Raw genomic sequence first — 17771 nt, forward strand, 5'->3', positions numbered from 1 at the left:
TCTATCTTTGAGCTGCATGAACTCAGAGCAGAGTTCGGCGCAGAGCTACCTGACCGCCTCGACGAGCGGTCCCGGGCAGCAGTGATCGATGGCCTCGGGACGCGCCTCGGAGCCCCAGTGGTCAACGAGGCGTGTCAGCACCTGCCGGGCCGCGCGGGAACCCGCACAAGGGCGAGGAGGGCCAACGGCTCCAGGTGGCCCTCACGCGAGCAGCCGAAGCCGGCCGCGCTACGAGTCGTCGTCGCTGTCGGCGGCACGTGAGGATCCGTGTGCCGTTGACATGAGCTGGCGTAAAGGTGTGCCGGAACAGCGACAACAGGTTCCAGGTAGACACCGACGAAAGGCTGGATCAGTTCCCTCCGGAGGCACGTGTCGCAGGTTCAAACACACACGGAACCTGTTGGCGCCAGTTGGAGGCCAAGCCTGGGACGATTCTGGGAGAATCGACCTGCGCTGAACCGTATCGCGAACCACCTGTTTTCCCAGGTCATAACCCCAGCGGTGATCATCACCGGTGGGGGTTTCGTCATCGCTGGGAGGCGAAATGGGAGGGCGTTGATCTTGCCCTACTGTGTTCATGCCAGCACCGGCGCCCTGTAACTGCAAGGTGACCAACGGCGAGCCGACCTGAGCACGCTGGACGAGCGTGAAGTGCAGTTTCATTGCGTCGGCGCGAACCACCCACAAGATCGCGGACAGGTCCCACTCTGTTGGATAGGAGACGTCGGCCGACTGTAAGCGAACCGCCCCGACACCACGGCCCGCGAACGCCCCGCGCGCTGCGTGGCGGCTTCTGGCAAGGGGCGCCCCGGACTCCTGCGTGGGCTCCGGACACGCGAGTGTCCCGAGCCGGCTGGCCAGACGCCGTGCGCACTCCATCGAACCACAACTGTTCGGGACGGCGGCCACTCCGAAACCACCCAGAAGGACCAGCCCCGGGCTCGCGACGCCAACTGCAGCGTGAGCCGAGCCTGGACACGCCCACGGGAGTGAAACGGCGTGCTGCTGCGCCGAGCCGACCAGGGCGGCCCGGCCTGTGACCGGTACAGGGCGTGGGACGTCGCCCTCCCCTGCCGACGGTCAGGTACGCCAACTCGGACCGTTACGCCTGTCGATTCTTGTGTTGCTCGCCCGTCATCGCGGTGACAGAAGCGACCGTTGAGGGAGGATCACACCATGACCACGTATGTCGTCCTGCTGACCGGGGACGAAACCGCCTGGGAGAGGCTGACTGCCGAGCAGCAGGCCTCGGTGTTCGCGAAACATGAGGAGTTCGCGCGCCTGCTGGCGTCGCGCGGCCACCAGCTGACCGGCGGTCAGGAGCTGGTGCCGTCCCACACCACCAAGAAGATCACCAAGGCTGCCGACGGCGCGGTCATGGTGACCGACGGCCCGTACACCGAGAGCGTGGAGCAGCTCGGCGCGTTCTACCTCGTCGAGAGCGATGATCTCGATGATCTGCTCGACATCTGTGGGGTGCTGGCGGAGCCCGATGGTGCCATCGAGGTGCGCGCCGCGGTCGACCACGGCACCGGCACCGACTCCGGGGCCTGACCATTGACCGCGATGGAGCGGTTGCTGCGTGACGAGTGGGGCCGGTTGCTGGCCTTGCTCGTCGCGCGGTACCGCCGGATCGACCTGGCCGAGGACGGGCTCGCCGACGCCGTCGAATCGGCAGCTCGCACCTGGCCAATGGATGGAGTACCCGACAACCCCGCCGGCTGGGTGCTCACAACAGCACGTCGAAAGATCACCGACCGCCTCCGCTCCGAGGAGGTGCTGGTGCGCCGGATGCCGCTCCTCGTGGTCGACGCCAAGCTCGCCGCAGACTCACAGCGAGTGATGGCCGACCCCGGAGACGAACTGCTCGACGAGCGGCTGCGGCTGGTGCTGCTGTGCGCGCACCCGCGGCTGCCGCGCGAGGCGGCGGCAGCACTGACCTTGCGGCTCGTGCTCGGGATCCCCACCGCAGACATCGCCCGGCTGTTCCTCCTGCCCACACCGACGATGGCGGCGCGCCTGACCAGGGCCCGGCGCAAGCTGGCGGGGGCAAGCTTCACCGTCCCCGCACCGGCCGAACTGCCAGGCCGAGTGGCGATCGTCGCCGACATCGCATACCTCGCCTTCACAGCCGGATACGCGCCCGGTTCAGGCCCCGACCTGGTGCGCGCCGAGCTCGCAGGCGAGGCAATCCGGCTGGTCCGGGTCATCCGCTCGCTGCTTCCCGCAGCCAACGCCGAACTCGAGGCCCTGCTCGCGCTGATGCTGCTGCAGCACTCACGCCGGGCCGCACGCACCCGCGACGGGAAACTCGTGCTGCTGCCCGACCAAGACCGCTCACTCTGGCGGCACGACGAGATCATCGAAGCGCTCGGCCTTCTCGAGCCCCTGATCGGCGCTCCGCCCGCCCCCTACCTGCTGCAGGCGATGATCGCGGCAGAGCACGCCATCGCACCCACGGCCGCGCACACGGCATGGCGCCGGATCGTGCAGCGATACGACGAACTGCTCACCCTCGCCGACTCGCCCGTCGTCCGGCTCAACCGTGCGGTGGCGGTCGCCGAGGCGGAGGGTGCGAACGCCGGGCTCGCCGCGCTCGACGGCGTCGCGCTCCCCGGCCACCGGCTGCCCGCCACCCGCGCCGAGCTGCTGGCGCGCGCTGGCCGGACTGACGAAGCGTTGCGCTCCTTCGCGACCGCAATCGCGCTCTGCCACAACGAAACCGAACGCGCGCACCTGGAGGCCCGACGCGAGAGTTGGCTGGCTTGGCGCCCGGCATGACGCCGGGCGACAACGTACCCTGTCGGGCCGTGCCGGTCGACTCCGCCAGACCAGCCAAGGTTGTGAAGCCGCACAACGGCCTTCAATGCGTCCCCAGGATCCAGCAAGCCGCGATGAGCACCAATGCCCCGCGGGGCTCCGAAGGAGTTCCCGAACTGGTGAACTGGTTGACGGCACGGTCGTCGCCGGATCAATCACGCTCACTGTCAACGGCACGTGAATCTTGGCTTTGGCACGGTTTCCGTGGCTCTGGCGCACTTTCGGTGGTGGGTCGGGCGTGTCGGCGGCCGACGCAGGAGGTCGGCTTGATCAAGATCGTGCGTGATCGATGCGGATGTGCTGGTTGGGGCGGTGTTTTCGGGGTTGACGGCGTTGACGATCAACGGGATCGAGGACGCCGGCGAGGTGATTGTGGTTCACGCGTGCACCCGGGGCGGCGCAGTGCGATGCCCGACCTGCGGCACCCTCACCGGGCACGTGCATGCCTTTCATCAGCGGGTGCCGGGCGGACGTGCCCGTTGACGGGCGGCGGGTGCTGGTCCGCGTCACGGTGCGGCGGATGCGCTGTCGCGCGCAGGACTGCGCGAGGCAGACGTTCCGCGAGCAGGTCCCCGGTGTGCTGGAGCGCTATCAACGCCGCACGGTGCGATTGAGCGAGCAACTGCGCGGCATCGTCAGAGAGCTTGCGGGCCGCGCGTCGGCTCGGTTGCTACCCGTGATGGGAATCGCTGCGGGCAAGGACACTGCGGTGCGTGCGTTGTCGGGTATCGCCGTGCCCGAGCGAACGGTGCCGCGGGTGCTGGGGATCGATGACTTCGCTGTGCGTCGCAGCCGCCAGTACACCACGGTGTTGATCGACGCCGACAGCGGCGTCCGCATCGACGTGCTGCCCGGCCGTGGCGCGAGCGTGGTCACCGACTGGCTACGTAGCCATCCCGGCGTCGAGATCGTGTGCCGCGACGGATCGAACACCTACGCCCAAGCCGTCCGCGACGCCGACCCGGCCGTGCAGCAGGTCGCGGACCGGTGGCATCTGTGGCACAACCTGGCTGAAGCAGCGGTCAAAGAGGTCGCGGCCCACTCTGCCTGCTGGGCCGGAGCAACCGGTGTCCAGGACGGGCCGCGGGTTCGCACCACATCGAGCCCTGGCATCAGGTGCATGACCTGCTCAAGCAAGGTCACGGACTATTGGAGTGCTCCCGGCGGCTGAATCTTTCTCTGAACACTGTCAAGCGCTATGCCCGCGCCAGCGAACCCACTCGGATGCAGCGTGTGCCGAAATACCGCCCCACGCTGGTCGATCCCTACCGCGATCACCTCCGGCAGCGGCGTGCCGAGCAGCCTGGCGTGCCCGTGACACAGCTGCTGGCCGAGATCCGCGCACTCGGCTTTCCAGGCAGCGCGAACGTGCTGACCCGCTACCTCAACCAAAGGCCGCGCCGAGGACAAGCAACAACATCTCTCACCCCGGCGCGCGGCTCGCCTGCTGCTGGCCAGACCGGCCAAGCTCACCGACCGGCAACGCGAACGCCTCCACCACATCGCCGCCGCGTGTCCCGAGATCGCCGCTGTCCGCGACCTTGTCGCCGCGTTCGCCGCCCTGCTCACACCCGAGCAGACCAACCCCGCCAGGCTCCGGGCGTGGATGGACTCGGCGCGCAGCAGCGAACTACCGCATGTGCATTCCTTCGTCCGCGGCTTGAAACAGGACTTCGACGCCGTCAGCGCCGCGCTGAGCACGCCGCATCACAACGGCAGGACCGAAGGCGTCAACACCCGCACCAAAATGATCAAGCGGCAGATGTACGGCCGCGCCGGCTTCGAACTCCTCCGACACCGACTCGACGATCCAGGAGAACATTTGCGGCATGGCGGCCCAGATCGAACCCATCCGGTCGATGCGCTATGACATCACCCGGCAGTTCTCCGGGCCAGGCGAAGTCCTCCAGTAGCACGCCGTGAACGTGACCATGAAGGACGGAGCGCTCCTGCGCGTCGACGCCGCCGTGTACCCTTCCGCTTCGACAACGGCCTCGTCACCCGCATCGAAGAATACGCGAGCCTTCCCGACGCGACCTGACAGCGCCCGGATCGCCGGGTCAGGTCAGGCTCCCGTCAGCCGGATCGGGCCCCAGGCTTCATCGATGAAGCTGATCGTCAGGGTCTGACCGTCGACAAGGCGGGAAAGCACGCTCGGGTCGAGCAGCGCGTGCATGGAAAGGCCGTCGGTGAGCGCGACCAGTTCGGTGGCCAGGGTTTCCGACGACCGCACACTCGGGATGGACTCGTCGGCTTTGCACTCGTCGATGATCTGTGTGACGACTCCCCGCCAATTTCGCAGGTACTGCACGACTTCGTCGTGCGTTTCCTCGACGGCGTTGGTCTCCGCGTAGTAGTCGAGAAAGATCCGGGTAAGCGCGACCCGTCGTTCGTCGAGCGGCAATGTCGCCTCGATCGTTCCGTGCAGTTTCTGCAAAGGAGTGAGCGTCGAATCCTGGAGCAATCGCTTGAGCTCTTTTCCCTGCAAATGCGCGGCCCGCCGGAACGCGCCGAGCATGAGCGCTTCCCGGTTGTGGAAATAATGGTTGACGGTTCCTGTCGACCACCTCGCGCGCTCGGCGGCCGCCCGCGTAGTCACCGCCCGCGTTCCCCCCTCCGCGATGAGGGTGAGTACCGCATCACAGATCTCGTTCCTGCGTTGCTGGTGATCTACGATCTTCGGCATCTTCCGCTGTCCTCTTCGTCGTCCGAGTCTCGCCCATCACTGTATTCACGGCGTTGCCGTGGCCTCCGAACCGGCCACGGCAACGCCTCCTCTCGCCGCCGGCGGCCGGTAGCACCTCGTCATCGCATGCCCTCGCTCGTTTGCTCGGCCCCGGGGGACGCGGTGTCCCCGGTGTTTCCGCCGTCCCCGGTGTTTCCGGTGGCCGGGGCGCCCTTGACGATCAGCCAGACGCCGCGCGTGAGCAGCGGCAAACCGAAGACGATGAGCATTCCCCACGCACCGGCCGTGTATCCCTTGGCCACGAGATCGACGATTCCCGCCTGACTGATGACGATCGCGACGATGAGCGTGACCGCCGCGGTTACCGCGTTACCCTTGCGCGTCAGCGGCTTGCGGCCGAAGTCTTCGAGGTTCACGCTGACCCGGTTGAGCGCGCCCTGAACCAGGCCGACGGCTGTGGCCAGCAGTGTCCAGCCCACGAGCAGGCCGAACACGATGACCACCCAGGGGCCGTAGTCGGAGAGCATTCTCAGCCACGGTATTTGCGCGTCCAGTACGGCGGGGTCCGGATAAAAGGCCATGACCGCGAAGTAGGTGAGGAACAACGGTAACGCGATGAGCCAGCCCAGGTTGATCGCCGACCAGAACGAGTCCTTCCTGGCCCTGGCGAATCGCATCACCGGCATGGCAGCGGGAAAGATACACAGATACAGCGAGCCGTAGATGAGTCCGGAGGAGATCGAACTCCACGCCGTGGAGTCCGGGTCGAGCGGCGGCGCCGAATCCCGGAAGTTCGCGACAAGGTCGTCACCCTTCACCGTGAGAACCAGCACGGCGAACAACACGTACCCGACCGTGAGCAGGACGGTGCCCGTGGAGTTGAACCGCTCCACGACGGCCTGGCCGAAGAACAACACGACGGCGACGATCGCGACGAGTCCGACCGACGTGATCCATACAGGCACGCTCAACGTGTCCGCCATGATGCTGCCCGCCGCGCTGATGAGCACGCCGATGATCGTGACACCCAACAGGAGATACAAGAAGTCGTACACCCAGTAGAACGGGCCGATGAGAAGTTTGAGCAGACCCCTGTATTCGAAGACCCGGAATTTCCGGCACAGCTCGAAGACGAGATATGCGAAAACCGCCAGCAGCGCAAAGGTGCCGAGGACCGACATCCAGCCGAGCGTTCCGAATTTCGCCGCGTACTCCACGGTCTCCCTGCCGGTGGCATACGCGCCGCCGATGGCGACGGACTGGAATACGAGACCGGCGAGCAGGACCCGCTTGAAAAGACTCGGATTACCCGACGGATGAGAAATGGCCGACGACATAGGGGTCCTCCCAGAAGAATGGGAATAGAAAATTTGGGAATATATCGGGGTGCTTCTCCGCGGCTATTTACCGCGGAACTTAGGATTCCTCCTTTCCGCGAACGCGGACGCGCCTTCGCGTGCGTCATCGGATGTCCATACGGGTTCGGCGATCGCGCGCTGCCACGCCCATGCCTCGTGGTCGACCGCGCGGGAAGCGCCCGACAGAATCCGCTTGGTCGCGGTCAGAGCCAGGGGCGCGTTGCGCGCGATGGCCGAGGCCAGCTCGTGGGCCTGGCCGACGGCCTCGCCGCCGGGAACGACGCGGTTGACGATTCCCCAGCGTTCCAGGGTTTCCGCCGCCACGTCGGTTCCCGTGAGGGCCATCTCCATGGCCAGTGCGGCGGGGATGCGTTCTGGCAGACGGAGAAGTGACCCACCGTCGGCCACGAGTCCTCGGGTGACTTCGGGCAGCCCGAACCGCGCGTCGGCGGCGGCGACGATCAGGTCGCACGCGAGCGCGATCTCGAACCCGCCCGCGAGCGCGAACCCTTCGACGGCGGCGATCACCGGCGTCGCGGGCGGACGCTCGGCCAGACCGGCGAAGCCGCGACCGGGGATCTCGCCGACGTCGCCGCTGGCGGCGAACGCCTTGAGGTCCAGACCCGCGCTGAACATGCCGCGCCCGTCGGAAAGCGGGGCGCCGGACAGGACGATGACCCGGACGGCCGGATCGTCGTCGCAGCGGTCGAACTCGGCGCCGAGCTGCCAGGCTACCTCGGTGTTGATCGCGTTGCGAGCCTCCGGTCGGTCGATCACGACGTGCGCGACCCCGGCGACCCGGTCGTCCCTGCGGACGAAGTCCGGTGCCGGGGGCCGTGCGCGTACCGGTGCGCCGGAACGTTTCCCCACGAGGTCTCCCGGGCGACCGGCGAGCCGAACGTCTCCGACCCGGCCCACCGCCATGGGCTCACGGCCGGGAACAGTGACCACGGCACCGTGAACGCCGGGCTCACCCTCGACAACGATGATCGACCCGGTGGGCCATACGTACTTCCGCGCCACGGCGCCCGGAAGGGAGACCGGTTCCGGTGCACCGCGCAGGATTTCCCTGAACAGCACATCGGAACGGGCGAGGTCGCTCGTACCCACCACGACGGGACCGAGCCGGCCGGTGTTCCCGTGCCGGGGCGGCGGAGTGTCCCACAGCGGCTCCCACCATCCCGGATCGGTGGCCCCTCGGTTGTTGGGCAGCGACGACCAGTCCCGCTCCCGCGTGCCGACCAGATTCTCCGTCCGGATCGGTGTCGGCGTGGACGCGACCTGGATAAGCACCCCGTGAAGCTGATCCGGCGGCAGGAAGACCTCTTGCCAGTCCGGGAAATCGAGATCCTCTCGTGTGGTGGCGAACCCGGCGTCGTGCAGGGCGGAACGCACCGCGCGCAGGCCGGGGACGTTGAAGGACAGGTGGTGTGCCCGCTCACCGTGCTTGGCGAGAAACCGATGCAGGAAGCCGGAAGCAGCCGTGCTCTCGGGTGGATCCTGCGGCGTGGAGATCAGCTCCAGCCTGCCGCCGCAGATCTCGCCATCCGGCACATCGCCGAGATGCATGAGCAGGTAACGGAACTGAGGAAGGACGCCGCCGGTGAGAGGCTCCGCGCCGAACTCGGCCCTCAGCAGCCCGGCCGCGGCGAGAGGACGCCGGACCGCGATGCTCAGATGGTCGAACTCGAACCGCTCGGTCATGCCGGTGTCCCCCTTGCGGCCTCGTTCGCCGCGACGGCTTCCATGAAGGCCACCGGGTCCGAGGTGATCTCGCGCGCCGAACTTCCGCTTGCCCACGCCTCCGTACCCAGCAACGCCCTGTGAAACGGCAGCAGTGTCGCCTTCGGACCTTCCAGCACGAAATCGTCCAGCGCCTCGATCAGCCTCGCCGTCGCCTCCTCGCGGGTCGCCCCGTGCGCGAGCACCTTGGCCAGCAGTGAGTCGTAGAACGGCAGAATCCGCGTACCCTCACGCACTCCCGAGTCGACCCGGATACCCGGACCGGTGGGTTCCTCGTACCGGGTGATCGTGCCTCCGGCTGGCAGGAAGCCCTTGGCGGCGTTCTCGGCGTTGATCCGTACCTCGATGGCGTGGCCTTCGATCCGGACGTCGTGCTGTCGCACCGAAAGCTGTTCCCCTGCCGCGGCACGCAGTTGTTGCTCGACGATGTCGACGCCGGTGATCAGTTCGGTGATCCCGTGCTCCACCTGGATTCGTGTGTTCATTTCCAGGAAGTAAAACTCAGAGCCGGAATTCGCCGACGCGGCCACGAGCCCCTCGACGGTGCCTGCGCCGACATAGCCGACGGCCCGGGCCGCCTCGACCGCCTGCGCGCAGACCTGCCGGCGGAAGTCCTCGCCGAGCCCGGGGGCGGGAGCTTCCTCGACGAGCTTCTGGTGTCGGCGCTGGATGGTGCAGTCCCTGTCGTACAGGTGCACGACGTTGCCGTGCGCGTCGCCGAGGATCTGCACTTCCACGTGACGCGGGTCGGCCAGGTAACGCTCCAGGTACACCGTGCCGTCGCCGAAGAACCGCTCGCCCTCGCCCCGTGCTCCCTCGAACGCGGCGGGCAGCTCGACGGGCGTATGCGCGACGCGGAATCCCTTGCCGCCGCCCGCTCCGGACGCTTTGACGGCGACCGGATAGCCCACATCGCTTGCGGCGGCCAGGGCGGCATCCACCGAATCGACGGGATCCAGCAGGCCGGGAACGGTGGATATCCCCGCCTCGGCCATGATCCGGCGCGAGTTGATCTTCGAGCCCATCGCCGTGATGATCTCCGGCTGGGGTCCGACGAAGGTGATGCCCGCGTCGGCGACGGCGCGCGCGAACTCCGCGTTCTCCGCGAGAAACCCGTATCCGGGATGGATCGCGTCCGCTCCGGTCCGTGTCGCGGCATCGAGAAGGGCCGCCACGTCGAGATACGATTCGGCGGCCGGTGCGGGCCCGATACACACCGCGTCGTCGGCGAGCTCGACGTGCCTGGCGTCGCGGTCAGCTTCCGAATAGACGGCGATACTGGGAATTCCCAGCCGGTCGAGAGTGGTAATCACGCGGACCGCGATCTCCCCTCGGTTGGCCACGAGAACTGCGTCGAACATGGCGGATTCGCTCCTGGTCGATACGGGCTGCCGGAACAAGAAGGGCTGTCGGACAGGCGGGAACGCCTACTCCACCTCGGCGATGGTGTCGTCTTCTTCCACCGCCTGGCCCTCTTCCACGAGCAGCCTGGTGATGGTGCCGTCGGCCTCAGCCGTCACGGGGATCTCCATCTTCATAGATTCGAGGATGACGATCTCCTCACCCTGCTTCACGGTGTCCCCTGCCTTCTTCACGATCTTCCAGACGAGACCGTCGGCGGGGGCAAGCGATTCCGCTGCCATAGTGTGCTCCTTCGTGATCGGCGTTGTCAGGGACGGACCCGCCACTGCCGTTGTTGCGGGCCCAGGTCGGTCTGTACGCGGTGCAGAGAGGCGTTGAGGAAGTCGGCGACCATGACGCGCGTGTCACGGGGATCGATCATCGCCTCGACGCCGAACGCCTCGACGGTCCGCCAGGGATCCGCGATGTTCCGGAAGTTCTCGTTGATGGCGGCGCGATAGGCCTCGGGGTCGTCGGACTCCTCGATTTCGCGGGCGAAGCCCGCTTCGACGCCGCCTTCCACGGGCAGGTCGCCCCATTCGGCCGTCGGCCAGGCGATGCGCAGCGACAGCCCGTCGGGATCGGACGTCGCCGACACCGCCATGCCGTACGCCTTGCGCACCTGGATGGTGACGACGGGAACCTCCGCCTCGATGAGACTCTGGATGGCCCGCATTCCCCAGCGGACGACGTTGGCCCGCTCCGCATCGGGTCCCACCATGAATCCCGGCACATCCGCGAAGTACACGAGGGGGAGATGGAAGGTCGAGCACATGTCGACGAACCGGATCTGCTTCTCTGCGGCCTGCGCGTCCATCGCGCCCCCGAGATGCATGGGGTTGGACGCGATGATGCCGACCGGAATTCCGTCGATCCTGGCCAATCCGGTCGTCACGGCCTTGCCCCAGTGCTTGCCGATCTCGAAGAAGGAATCCACATCGACGATCGGGGTGATGATGTCCGTGGCCTTGTAGGGCCGTCGGTTGCTCGTGGGAATCCTGCCGAGAATCTCGTCGATGGGCCGGTCGACGGGGTCATCGGATGGCGTGCGCGGCGGCATCTGCCAGACGTTTTGCGGAAGGTAGGACAGGAATCGCGCCATCTGCTCGATCGCGTCGTCCTCGTCCGTGGCGAGATTGTCGATCGCTCCGGAACGCGTGGCGACCGCCGCGCCACCGAGTTCGAACTTGTCGACGGACTTGCCGAGCGCGCGTTCGACCAGCGGCGGGCCGCCCGCAAAGAACACGGAGTCCTTCGTCATGACGGAAAAGTGCGAGAGCACGGTGCGGCCCGCGGTCCCGCCCGCGGACGAACCGCTGACCATGGCCAGTACCGGCACTTCCCCGAGCAGCTCGTAGGAGCGGCCCCAGCTCAGTGACGACACCAGATAGGAGTGTCCTTTCTCGCCGGAGGCGGCGATGTCACCACCGATACCTTCCATGAACATCACGAGTGGGATCCGGTATTCATGCGCGAGGTCTTCGACGAAACCGCCGAGACCGCCCTTCATCCGGTCCAAATAGGTTTGCGGCGCCCCCGCGCGCACGGTGAAGTCCTCACCGCCGATCGCCACGTGGCGGCCCGCAAAGGTTCCCAGGCCCATGACATAGCTCGCCGGCATCTGGCTGCGGAGGTTGCCCAGCGCGTCGACATCGTCGTAGGTGGCGAACTCGCCGATCTCGTGGAAGGACGTGGTGGCTTTGGCCAGCCGCTCGCGAATGGTGAGCTGACCGCGGTCGTGTGCTCGCCGGATCCGGCGAGCGCCGCCGAGCTCACGGGCACGAGCGCGCCGCCACTCGAACTGGGCCAGCTTTTCCTGCCATTCGGGCGGAATCTCCGGTTTGTCGTTCGTCATGGATGGTCCTTCCTGGCACGGGCCGTACTGCTGCTAGAGGTCGAGCGTGTGGACGGTGGGCGCGACGCCGGTCGCTTCTTCGGCTTCGGCGACCGCACGCAGCAGGCGGTGTTTCTGCACCACCTGGGTTCCCGGTGAGCGCACGATGTTGGCCGCCTCGGTGAGCTGCAGGAACCTCGGCATCGCGTACGGGGCGACGTGATCGCGGCAGTACGCCTCGAATGCGGCGATGTCGAACACGGGGCCCGGGCCGTCCGGCTCCGCAGGAACGACGAACACCTTGATCTCCTGCTCACCGGAGAACTCGTCCGCCACGCCGACGGCCGCGCATTCCCCGACACCGGGCGCTTTGCGCAGGATCTCCTCCAGCTCGTAGGCGCTCACGTTCTCACCCCTGCGGCGGATGGAGTCGGACATCCTGCCGTGGAAGAACACGAACCCGTCCTCGTCCATGCTGGCGCGGTCTCCCGACCTGACCCAGAGGTCTCGCCAGGCGGTCGCGGTGGCGTCCGGCCGGTTCCAGTAGCCGAGCATCATCATGTGCGGAAACTTCGGGCGGTACACGAGTTCACCCGGCGTGCCCCGGGGCAGTTCGTGGCCGTGTTCGTCGTGGATCTGGACCTCGAAGCCGACGCTGGGCCATCCCGCGCCGCCACGACGCCGGCGATCGGGCGTGTCGTAGAGCGGGCCGTCGGCCTCGGTCTGGCCGTAGAGAGTGAGGACGTCGATACCGAGCCGGTCCTCGAAGTACTCGTAGGTTCCCTCCGGGATCGGCGCTCCGATGATGCGGCGCAGCGGAGTCCCCTCCGCAGCATGGGGCCCCTGGGCGCGGACGGCGGAGAACAGGAAGCCTACGGTCCAGGTCCAGGTGACGCCGAACCGGGCCACCTCGGGCCAGAATCCGTGTGCGGTGAACTTCCGCCGGATCGCGACCGATCCACCGGAGAGGATCACGGCCGAGAACACCACGTGGAAATCCACATGGAAGAAGGGAAGTACGAAGTAGGCGGTGTCTTCGGGGGTCAGACCCGCGACGTGGGCAATGGTGTGCCCGTGCGCGGCGGGGTACCCGGCCGGGAGCATGACGCCTTTGGACGGTCCCGTCGTACCCGAGGTGTAGATCAGCGAACACAACGTGTCCGGCGCGATGTCGCGCGCGAACCGGTCGAGGTCCTCGTCGCCGTCCTGGCCGGGTCGCGGAAAGTCCGCCACGGTGTCGAAGCGGCGGCCCACGCCGGGGACGGTGTCGCGCAACTCGGCGTCGAGCACGACGAGCGCGGGGTCGGCATCCTCGATGACCGCCGCCATCAGGTCGCCGGTCAGCTCATAGTTGACCGACACCTCCACCGCGCCCAGCCACCAGACGCCGTACTGCCACGCCTGTCGTTGCGCGGAGTTCCGGCACACGAGCGCGACCCGGTCACCGGCGGTGACACCGCTGCCGCGTAGCACCCGCGCACAGGCGCGGGCCCTGTCGGCGAAGTCGCGATAGCTCCAGGTGACGGCCGCGCCATCGGTGCCCTCCCAGTGCAGCAGCGCGGCGTCCGGGCGGATGGCCACCTGGTCGAGCAGGTCTGTCACCGGTGTGGACACGTGGTGACAGGTAAGCGGAAACTCGGGTTCACTGGCTTCCGGGTTCCGATGTGGACAGGAGAACACGGGTGGCCGGACACGGCTGGCCACCACCGTGGGACGTGGGCGCCGCACGGTACCGCCGAGCGAGGAGGACGCTGCTTCGCTCATGGGTGCCATTCACCTCCGTTGACGTCGAGTACTTGCGCGGTGATGTACGAGGCCGCTGGTGAGAGGAGGAAAGCCGTCGCCGTCCCGATTTCGTGCGGCAGGCCCATCCGGCTCAGCATCAGGCTGTCGAGCCAGGTTGCCTTGACCTCGTCGGGAACACCGGCGGTCATGTCCGTCTCCACCGGGCCGGGCGACACGCAGTTGGCCCGGATGCCGAACCGGGCGAACTCCAGTGCGATAGTCTTGGTGAGGCCGACGATTCCGGCCTTGGCCGCCGAGTAGTTCGTTTGCCCGTATGAACCGTGCCGCCCCGACGAGCTGGTGTTCACGATCGCACCACCGGCGGGGCGGCCGTAGGCATCCGTAACGACAGTGGACTGACCGGCCCTGTCCTCCACCGAAGGCGCCGCTATGAGCGGCCGCATCACCTGGCAACCGAGCCAGGTACCGCGCAGGTGGGTGTCCAGGACGCTGTCCCACATGGTGTCATCCATTTTGGACAGGGTTTTGTCGCGGGTGATGCCTGCGTTGTTCACCAGACCGGCCAATCTCGGGCCGAACTCCCGTGTCAACACGTCGCGTGCCTGCTCCCAGCTCTCTCGCGAGGTCACGTCGAGCACGACGGGCATGGCCTCGATCTCACGCGCCGTAGTCGTGATGGCTTCCTCATCGACGTCCGCGATCGCGACTGTCGCGCCGTGCGTGAGCAGGACCTCGGCGGTCGCGCGCCCGATGCCGCGAGCGGCACCCGTCACGAGGTAGGTCCTGCCCGCGTGGAGATCGGAGGGGGCGGGAAAACCGGGATGCCGGTCGGGGGCTGATCTGACTTGGTCGTCGGTCATGAGCGGCGGGCTTTCGTGTTGTGGGCGAAGGACGTGCGATGACGGTTCAGGACGCTGGCGGGGGCCGCTGTCCCGTGGCCCCTGGCCCGACCAGCACCACGTCGGTACCGCGCTGGACCACCTCACTACGGTGATTGGTGACCTCGACGGTGAACGTCACGACGCCGTGCCCCGGCTTCGATGTGCTGGGTCGCAGCCCGGAGACCGTGTTGACCACGGTGATCGTGTCACCCGGGTAGGCAGGAGCCTTCATGTCCCGGGCTTCCGAGAGATACGCTCGAACGTCCAGGTCGTCGTATCCGGGCGTACGCATGCCGGAACTCATCGCCAGTACGAGCAGACCGTGCGCGATCCGGCCGCGATACGGCGTGTTCGCCCTGACCCACTCCTCGTCCGTGTGGAGTGGATTGAAGTCACCACTGAGACCGGCGAAGTTCTGGATGTCGGTCTCGGTGATGGTGCGACCGGCGGACACGTACCGGGTGCCTTCGCGCAGATCGCCGAAACCAAGGCCGGCGGCACTGTTGTCGGTGTTCATGACATCCGCTCCACGATCATGGCCATTCCCTGGCCGCCACCGACACACATGGTGACAAGGCCGGTGCTCAAATCGCGGTCCTCCAACGCGGTGAGAATCGTGTTGGTGACGCGGGCACCGGTCGATCCGAAGGGGTGGCCGACGGCGATCGCGCCGCCGTTGACATTGAGTTTGTCCATATCGATGCCCAGTTTTCGCTGGCAGGCAAGAACTTGCGCGGCGAACGCCTCGTTGAGTTCGACAAGATCGATATCGCTGAGCCGCATTCCGGTGCGTTCCAGTACCGCGCGTACCGATTCGACGGGGCCGAGGCCCATGATCTCGGGGTTCAGCCCTGTGGCCGCGGTCGCGAGAATTCGGGCTCGTGGCGTGAGTCCGAGCGCCCGTGCGTCGTCCTCGCCACCGATGACGAGTGCGCTCGCCCCGTCGTTGAGCGGGCAGGCGTTTCCGGCGGTGACCGTGCCGCGCTCACGGAACACCGGCCTGAGTGCCGAGAGCTTGTCCAGGGTCGTCGCGGGGCGCGGGCTGTCGTCCGCCTCGACCACGCTGCCGTCGGCACGCGTGTACGGCGTGATTTCCCTGGCCCAGAAGCCGCTGTCCAGCGCAGCCGAGGTACGGCGCTGGGAGAGGTGTGCGTACTCGTCCTGATCCCCGCGCGAGACGCCACACACGTCGGCGACGTTCTCCGCGGTCTGCCCCATCGAGATGTAGACGTCCGGCAACTGGCCTTGCGTACGCGGATCGGTCCATTGTGCCGTGATGCCGGACTCCGCCTCCGCCGTCCGCGCACGAGCGGCGTCGAAGACGGGATTCATCGTGCCGGGGACGGCGTCGGCGTCGGAGTTCGAGTACGACGTGCACGACTCGACTCCCGCGGACACGACGAATCTCGCTTCACCGGCGACGATGGCGTGCGCGGCCTGGCGAGTCGTCTGCACGGACGAGGCACAGTACCGGTTCACCGTGACGCCCGGAACGTGGTCGAGCCCCAGGAGATTGGTCGCGATCTTGGCGATGTTGAAGCCCTGAACCCCCGCGGGAGAGCCGCAGCCGACGAGGACCTCGTCGAGAAGTCCTTCTTCGACGACGCCACTCACCGCGCCCAGCGCGGCACTGATGATCTGCGCGACCATGTCGTCGGGACGTTCGTTCCTGAGTGTCCCTTTGACCGCACGACCGATGGGCGTTCGCGCCGACGCGACGATCACCGGCGCTTGACCGCCCCCGGAGCCGAGAACACGTCGTGTTCGTGGAGAAGGGGTGTTCAACATCGGCACCTTCCTTCAGGGAGTTCCGTGTCGGTCATCGTCAGGGCACCGTTCGGGGCAAGGTCAATGTGGACCGTTCGGCGTCGGTGAGCAGCCGAGTCTCACGGGTCTCCGGTGCCCAGAGAAGGAAGACACACGTCATGCGGGCGACAATCGTGGTGTCGCCGCCGGAGTGGACACTCAGCGTCTCGCGGGTGCGCACGCTCTTGTTGCCGACGTGTTCCACGTCCACACCGAACTCGACGAACTCCGCGGAGCGGTTCAGCTCCGCGAGGTAGTCGATCGAGATGTGCGCGATCACGTAGTTCTGGGGGGCGCGCACGCCCAGCGTCTCCCCCAGCCAGCGGGTCCGCCCCTCGTCCGCCAGCGCGAGATATTCCGCATGGTAGACGTGCCCCTGGTAGTCGAGGTCGCGCCACCGCAAGGGAATACGGCAGGTGGAACTCGGGGAAGGTGAGCTGGGGTTCGAGCTGGCTGCCGGCTCGCCGGTGGAAGCGGCGGATCTCATGCAGTGTTGTCTCCCATGCCAGTGCTCGGGTCGTCCGATGTCGAACGGACCCTCGCGCGTGGAGTTATTTCGATCGGTTGATTTAGAATACATACCGGCGCCCGCTCTGACTAGCCCTTGCCGGACGGGAACGAAGCCGATCGCGTGATGGGGATCTCACGCCGCCACGACGGTCGGCCTACGCGGGTTCCTCATCGTGCTTCCCGGGCGTCACCGTGCCGGTCTCCCAGTCGGTGTCGTCCACGCAGGACAGCGCATGGGCACGGCGTCCTCCGGGTCGAGCAGTCGCTCGAAACCCCGCTCTCGCTCACGACGTAGAGCGCTCAGCGGGATCGTAGGAGCGGAGCCGGAGGCTGTTCGACACGAACAGCACCGACGACAGTGACATGGCCGCCCCCGCGATGAGCGGCTTGAGCACTCCCGCCGCGACCAGCGGGATGGCGGCGATGTTATAGCCGAACGCCCACGCCAGGTTGCCGCGCATCGTCGTGAGCGTGCGGTTGGCGAGGCGGCTGGCGTCCGAGATCAGGCGCAGGTCCTCACGAACGAGGATCATGTCCGCGGAGCGCACGGCGAGGTCGCTGCCCCTCGCGATGGCCATGCCCAGATCCGCGCTCGCCATCGCGGGGCCGTCCTTGATGCCGTCAGCGACCATCGCCACCCTCGCACCGCCTTCGCCCAACCGGTCGATCGTGCGCGCCTTTCGGCGGGCAGCACCCCGGCGAGTACCTCGTCGATGCAGATCTCCGCGGCCACCGCCCGCGCCGTGGCCTCAGAGTCCCCGGTCAGCAGCACCGTGCGAAGTCCTCTGCGCCGCAGGATCGCGACGGCCTCGGCGGCCGACGGCTTGATCCGGTCCCTCACCAGGAGAACACCTACACAACCCCTGAGCCAAAAAGCTTGACGCGCGACAAACTCACGAAATCGCGCAAGGCGACGCGGGTCCGTAACGCGAACGGTGTTTCCGGCGGTGTCGATTAGTAGGTCTCGGTCACCGGCCAGCGGTCAC

General features: G+C 67.1%; 15 protein-coding genes and 1 pseudogene. 3 read left to right on the forward strand and 13 right to left on the reverse strand.

Features of this window, described 5'->3' with window-relative positions; all coding sequences use genetic code 11:
- Nucleotides 1–1176 precede the first annotated feature (1176 nt).
- The 3 genes and pseudogenes from FCN18_RS28205 (at nt 1177) to FCN18_RS40885 (ending at nt 4690) form a co-directional block, all read left to right on the forward strand.
- Nucleotides 1177–1554 (forward strand): YciI family protein, encoded by a 378-nt coding sequence (locus FCN18_RS28205; RefSeq protein WP_137096523.1) that lies wholly within the window; start codon nt 1177–1179, stop codon nt 1552–1554.
- Between the two features lie 12 nt (nt 1555–1566).
- The gene (locus tag FCN18_RS28210) at nt 1567–2781 is read left to right on the forward strand and encodes an RNA polymerase sigma factor (RefSeq protein WP_137096524.1); all 1215 of its coding nucleotides are present in this window, start codon (nt 1567–1569) and stop codon (nt 2779–2781) included.
- 321 nt (nt 2782–3102) lie between these two features.
- Nucleotides 3103–4690: pseudogene (locus FCN18_RS40885) on the forward strand (ISL3 family transposase).
- 195 nt (nt 4691–4885) lie between these two features.
- Here FCN18_RS40885 and FCN18_RS28220 read toward each other — a convergent pair.
- From FCN18_RS28220 to FCN18_RS41020, 13 genes are all read right to left on the reverse strand, one after another.
- Nucleotides 4886–5506 (reverse strand): TetR/AcrR family transcriptional regulator, encoded by a 621-nt coding sequence (locus FCN18_RS28220; protein ID WP_137096525.1) that lies wholly within the window; start codon nt 5504–5506, stop codon nt 4886–4888.
- Between the two features lie 119 nt (nt 5507–5625).
- A complete protein-coding gene (locus FCN18_RS28225) occupies nt 5626–6843 on the reverse strand; it encodes a YkvI family membrane protein (RefSeq protein WP_137096526.1) in 1218 nt (405 codons plus the stop codon).
- Between the two features lie 63 nt (nt 6844–6906).
- Nucleotides 6907–7734 carry a crotonase/enoyl-CoA hydratase family protein gene (locus FCN18_RS28230; RefSeq protein WP_407675796.1) on the reverse strand — a complete coding sequence of 276 codons (828 nt, stop codon included), beginning with the start codon at nt 7732–7734 and terminating at the stop codon, nt 6907–6909.
- Nucleotides 7735–8564: 830 nt separating this feature from the next.
- Entirely contained in the window at nt 8565–10007 is a 1443-nt protein-coding gene (locus FCN18_RS28235; RefSeq protein ID WP_137096527.1) for an acetyl-CoA carboxylase biotin carboxylase subunit, read from the reverse strand.
- A 27-nt stretch (nt 10008–10034) separates the two neighbouring features.
- The gene (locus tag FCN18_RS28240) at nt 10035–10250 is read right to left on the reverse strand and encodes a biotin/lipoyl-binding carrier protein (RefSeq protein WP_137096528.1); all 216 of its coding nucleotides are present in this window, start codon (nt 10248–10250) and stop codon (nt 10035–10037) included.
- Nucleotides 10251–10276: 26 nt separating this feature from the next.
- A complete protein-coding gene (locus tag FCN18_RS28245; RefSeq protein WP_137096529.1) occupies nt 10277–11863 on the reverse strand; it encodes an acyl-CoA carboxylase subunit beta in 1587 nt (528 codons plus the stop codon).
- Between the two features lie 33 nt (nt 11864–11896).
- Nucleotides 11897–13456 carry an AMP-binding protein gene (locus tag FCN18_RS28250; protein WP_158303189.1) on the reverse strand — a complete coding sequence of 520 codons (1560 nt, stop codon included), beginning with the start codon at nt 13454–13456 and terminating at the stop codon, nt 11897–11899.
- Nucleotides 13457–13602: 146 nt separating this feature from the next.
- Entirely contained in the window at nt 13603–14361 is a 759-nt protein-coding gene (locus FCN18_RS28255) for an SDR family oxidoreductase (RefSeq protein WP_267285376.1), read from the reverse strand.
- 133 nt (nt 14362–14494) lie between these two features.
- Nucleotides 14495–14986, reverse strand: coding sequence for a MaoC family dehydratase (locus tag FCN18_RS28260; protein WP_137096532.1), 492 nt, complete (start codon nt 14984–14986; stop codon nt 14495–14497).
- Nucleotides 14983–16257, reverse strand: a complete 1275-nt coding sequence (locus FCN18_RS28265; RefSeq protein WP_137096533.1) for an acetyl-CoA C-acetyltransferase — start codon at nt 16255–16257, stop codon at nt 14983–14985. The genes FCN18_RS28260 and FCN18_RS28265 overlap by 4 nt, the downstream gene beginning before the upstream one ends.
- 37 nt (nt 16258–16294) lie before the next feature.
- Complete coding sequence (locus tag FCN18_RS28270; RefSeq protein WP_158303190.1) at nt 16295–16678, reverse strand: acyl-CoA thioesterase; 384 nt, start codon at nt 16676–16678, stop codon at nt 16295–16297.
- A 391-nt stretch (nt 16679–17069) separates the two neighbouring features.
- Nucleotides 17070–17423 (reverse strand): hypothetical protein, encoded by a 354-nt coding sequence (locus FCN18_RS41015; protein ID WP_323808382.1) that lies wholly within the window; start codon nt 17421–17423, stop codon nt 17070–17072.
- The gene (locus tag FCN18_RS41020) at nt 17315–17626 is read right to left on the reverse strand and encodes an HAD family hydrolase (RefSeq protein WP_323808380.1); all 312 of its coding nucleotides are present in this window, start codon (nt 17624–17626) and stop codon (nt 17315–17317) included. The genes FCN18_RS41015 and FCN18_RS41020 overlap by 109 nt, the downstream gene beginning before the upstream one ends.
- Nucleotides 17627–17771: the final 145 nt, after the last annotated feature.

The organism is Prauserella endophytica, from assembly GCF_005146945.1.
GTDB classification, from domain to species: domain Bacteria; phylum Actinomycetota; class Actinomycetes; order Mycobacteriales; family Pseudonocardiaceae; genus Prauserella_A; species Prauserella_A endophytica.

Excerpts from the sequence above, each read along its gene's own strand:
- FCN18_RS28245 (WP_137096529.1), bottom strand. The coding sequence starts at position 11,863 with ATGACGAACGACAAACCGGAGATTCCGCCCGAATGGCAGGAAAAGCTG.
- FCN18_RS28265 (WP_137096533.1), bottom strand. The coding sequence starts at position 16,257 with ATGTTGAACACCCCTTCTCCACGAACACGACGTGTTCTCGGCTCCGGG.
- FCN18_RS28220 (WP_137096525.1), bottom strand. The coding sequence starts at position 5,506 with ATGCCGAAGATCGTAGATCACCAGCAACGCAGGAACGAGATCTGTGAT.
- FCN18_RS28260 (WP_137096532.1), bottom strand. The coding sequence starts at position 14,986 with ATGAACACCGACAACAGTGCCGCCGGCCTTGGTTTCGGCGATCTGCGC.
- FCN18_RS28205 (WP_137096523.1), top strand. The coding sequence starts at position 1,177 with ATGACCACGTATGTCGTCCTGCTGACCGGGGACGAAACCGCCTGGGAG.
- FCN18_RS28210 (WP_137096524.1), top strand. The coding sequence starts at position 1,567 with ATGGAGCGGTTGCTGCGTGACGAGTGGGGCCGGTTGCTGGCCTTGCTC.
- FCN18_RS28240 (WP_137096528.1), bottom strand. The coding sequence starts at position 10,250 with ATGGCAGCGGAATCGCTTGCCCCCGCCGACGGTCTCGTCTGGAAGATC.
- FCN18_RS28225 (WP_137096526.1), bottom strand. The coding sequence starts at position 6,843 with ATGTCGTCGGCCATTTCTCATCCGTCGGGTAATCCGAGTCTTTTCAAG.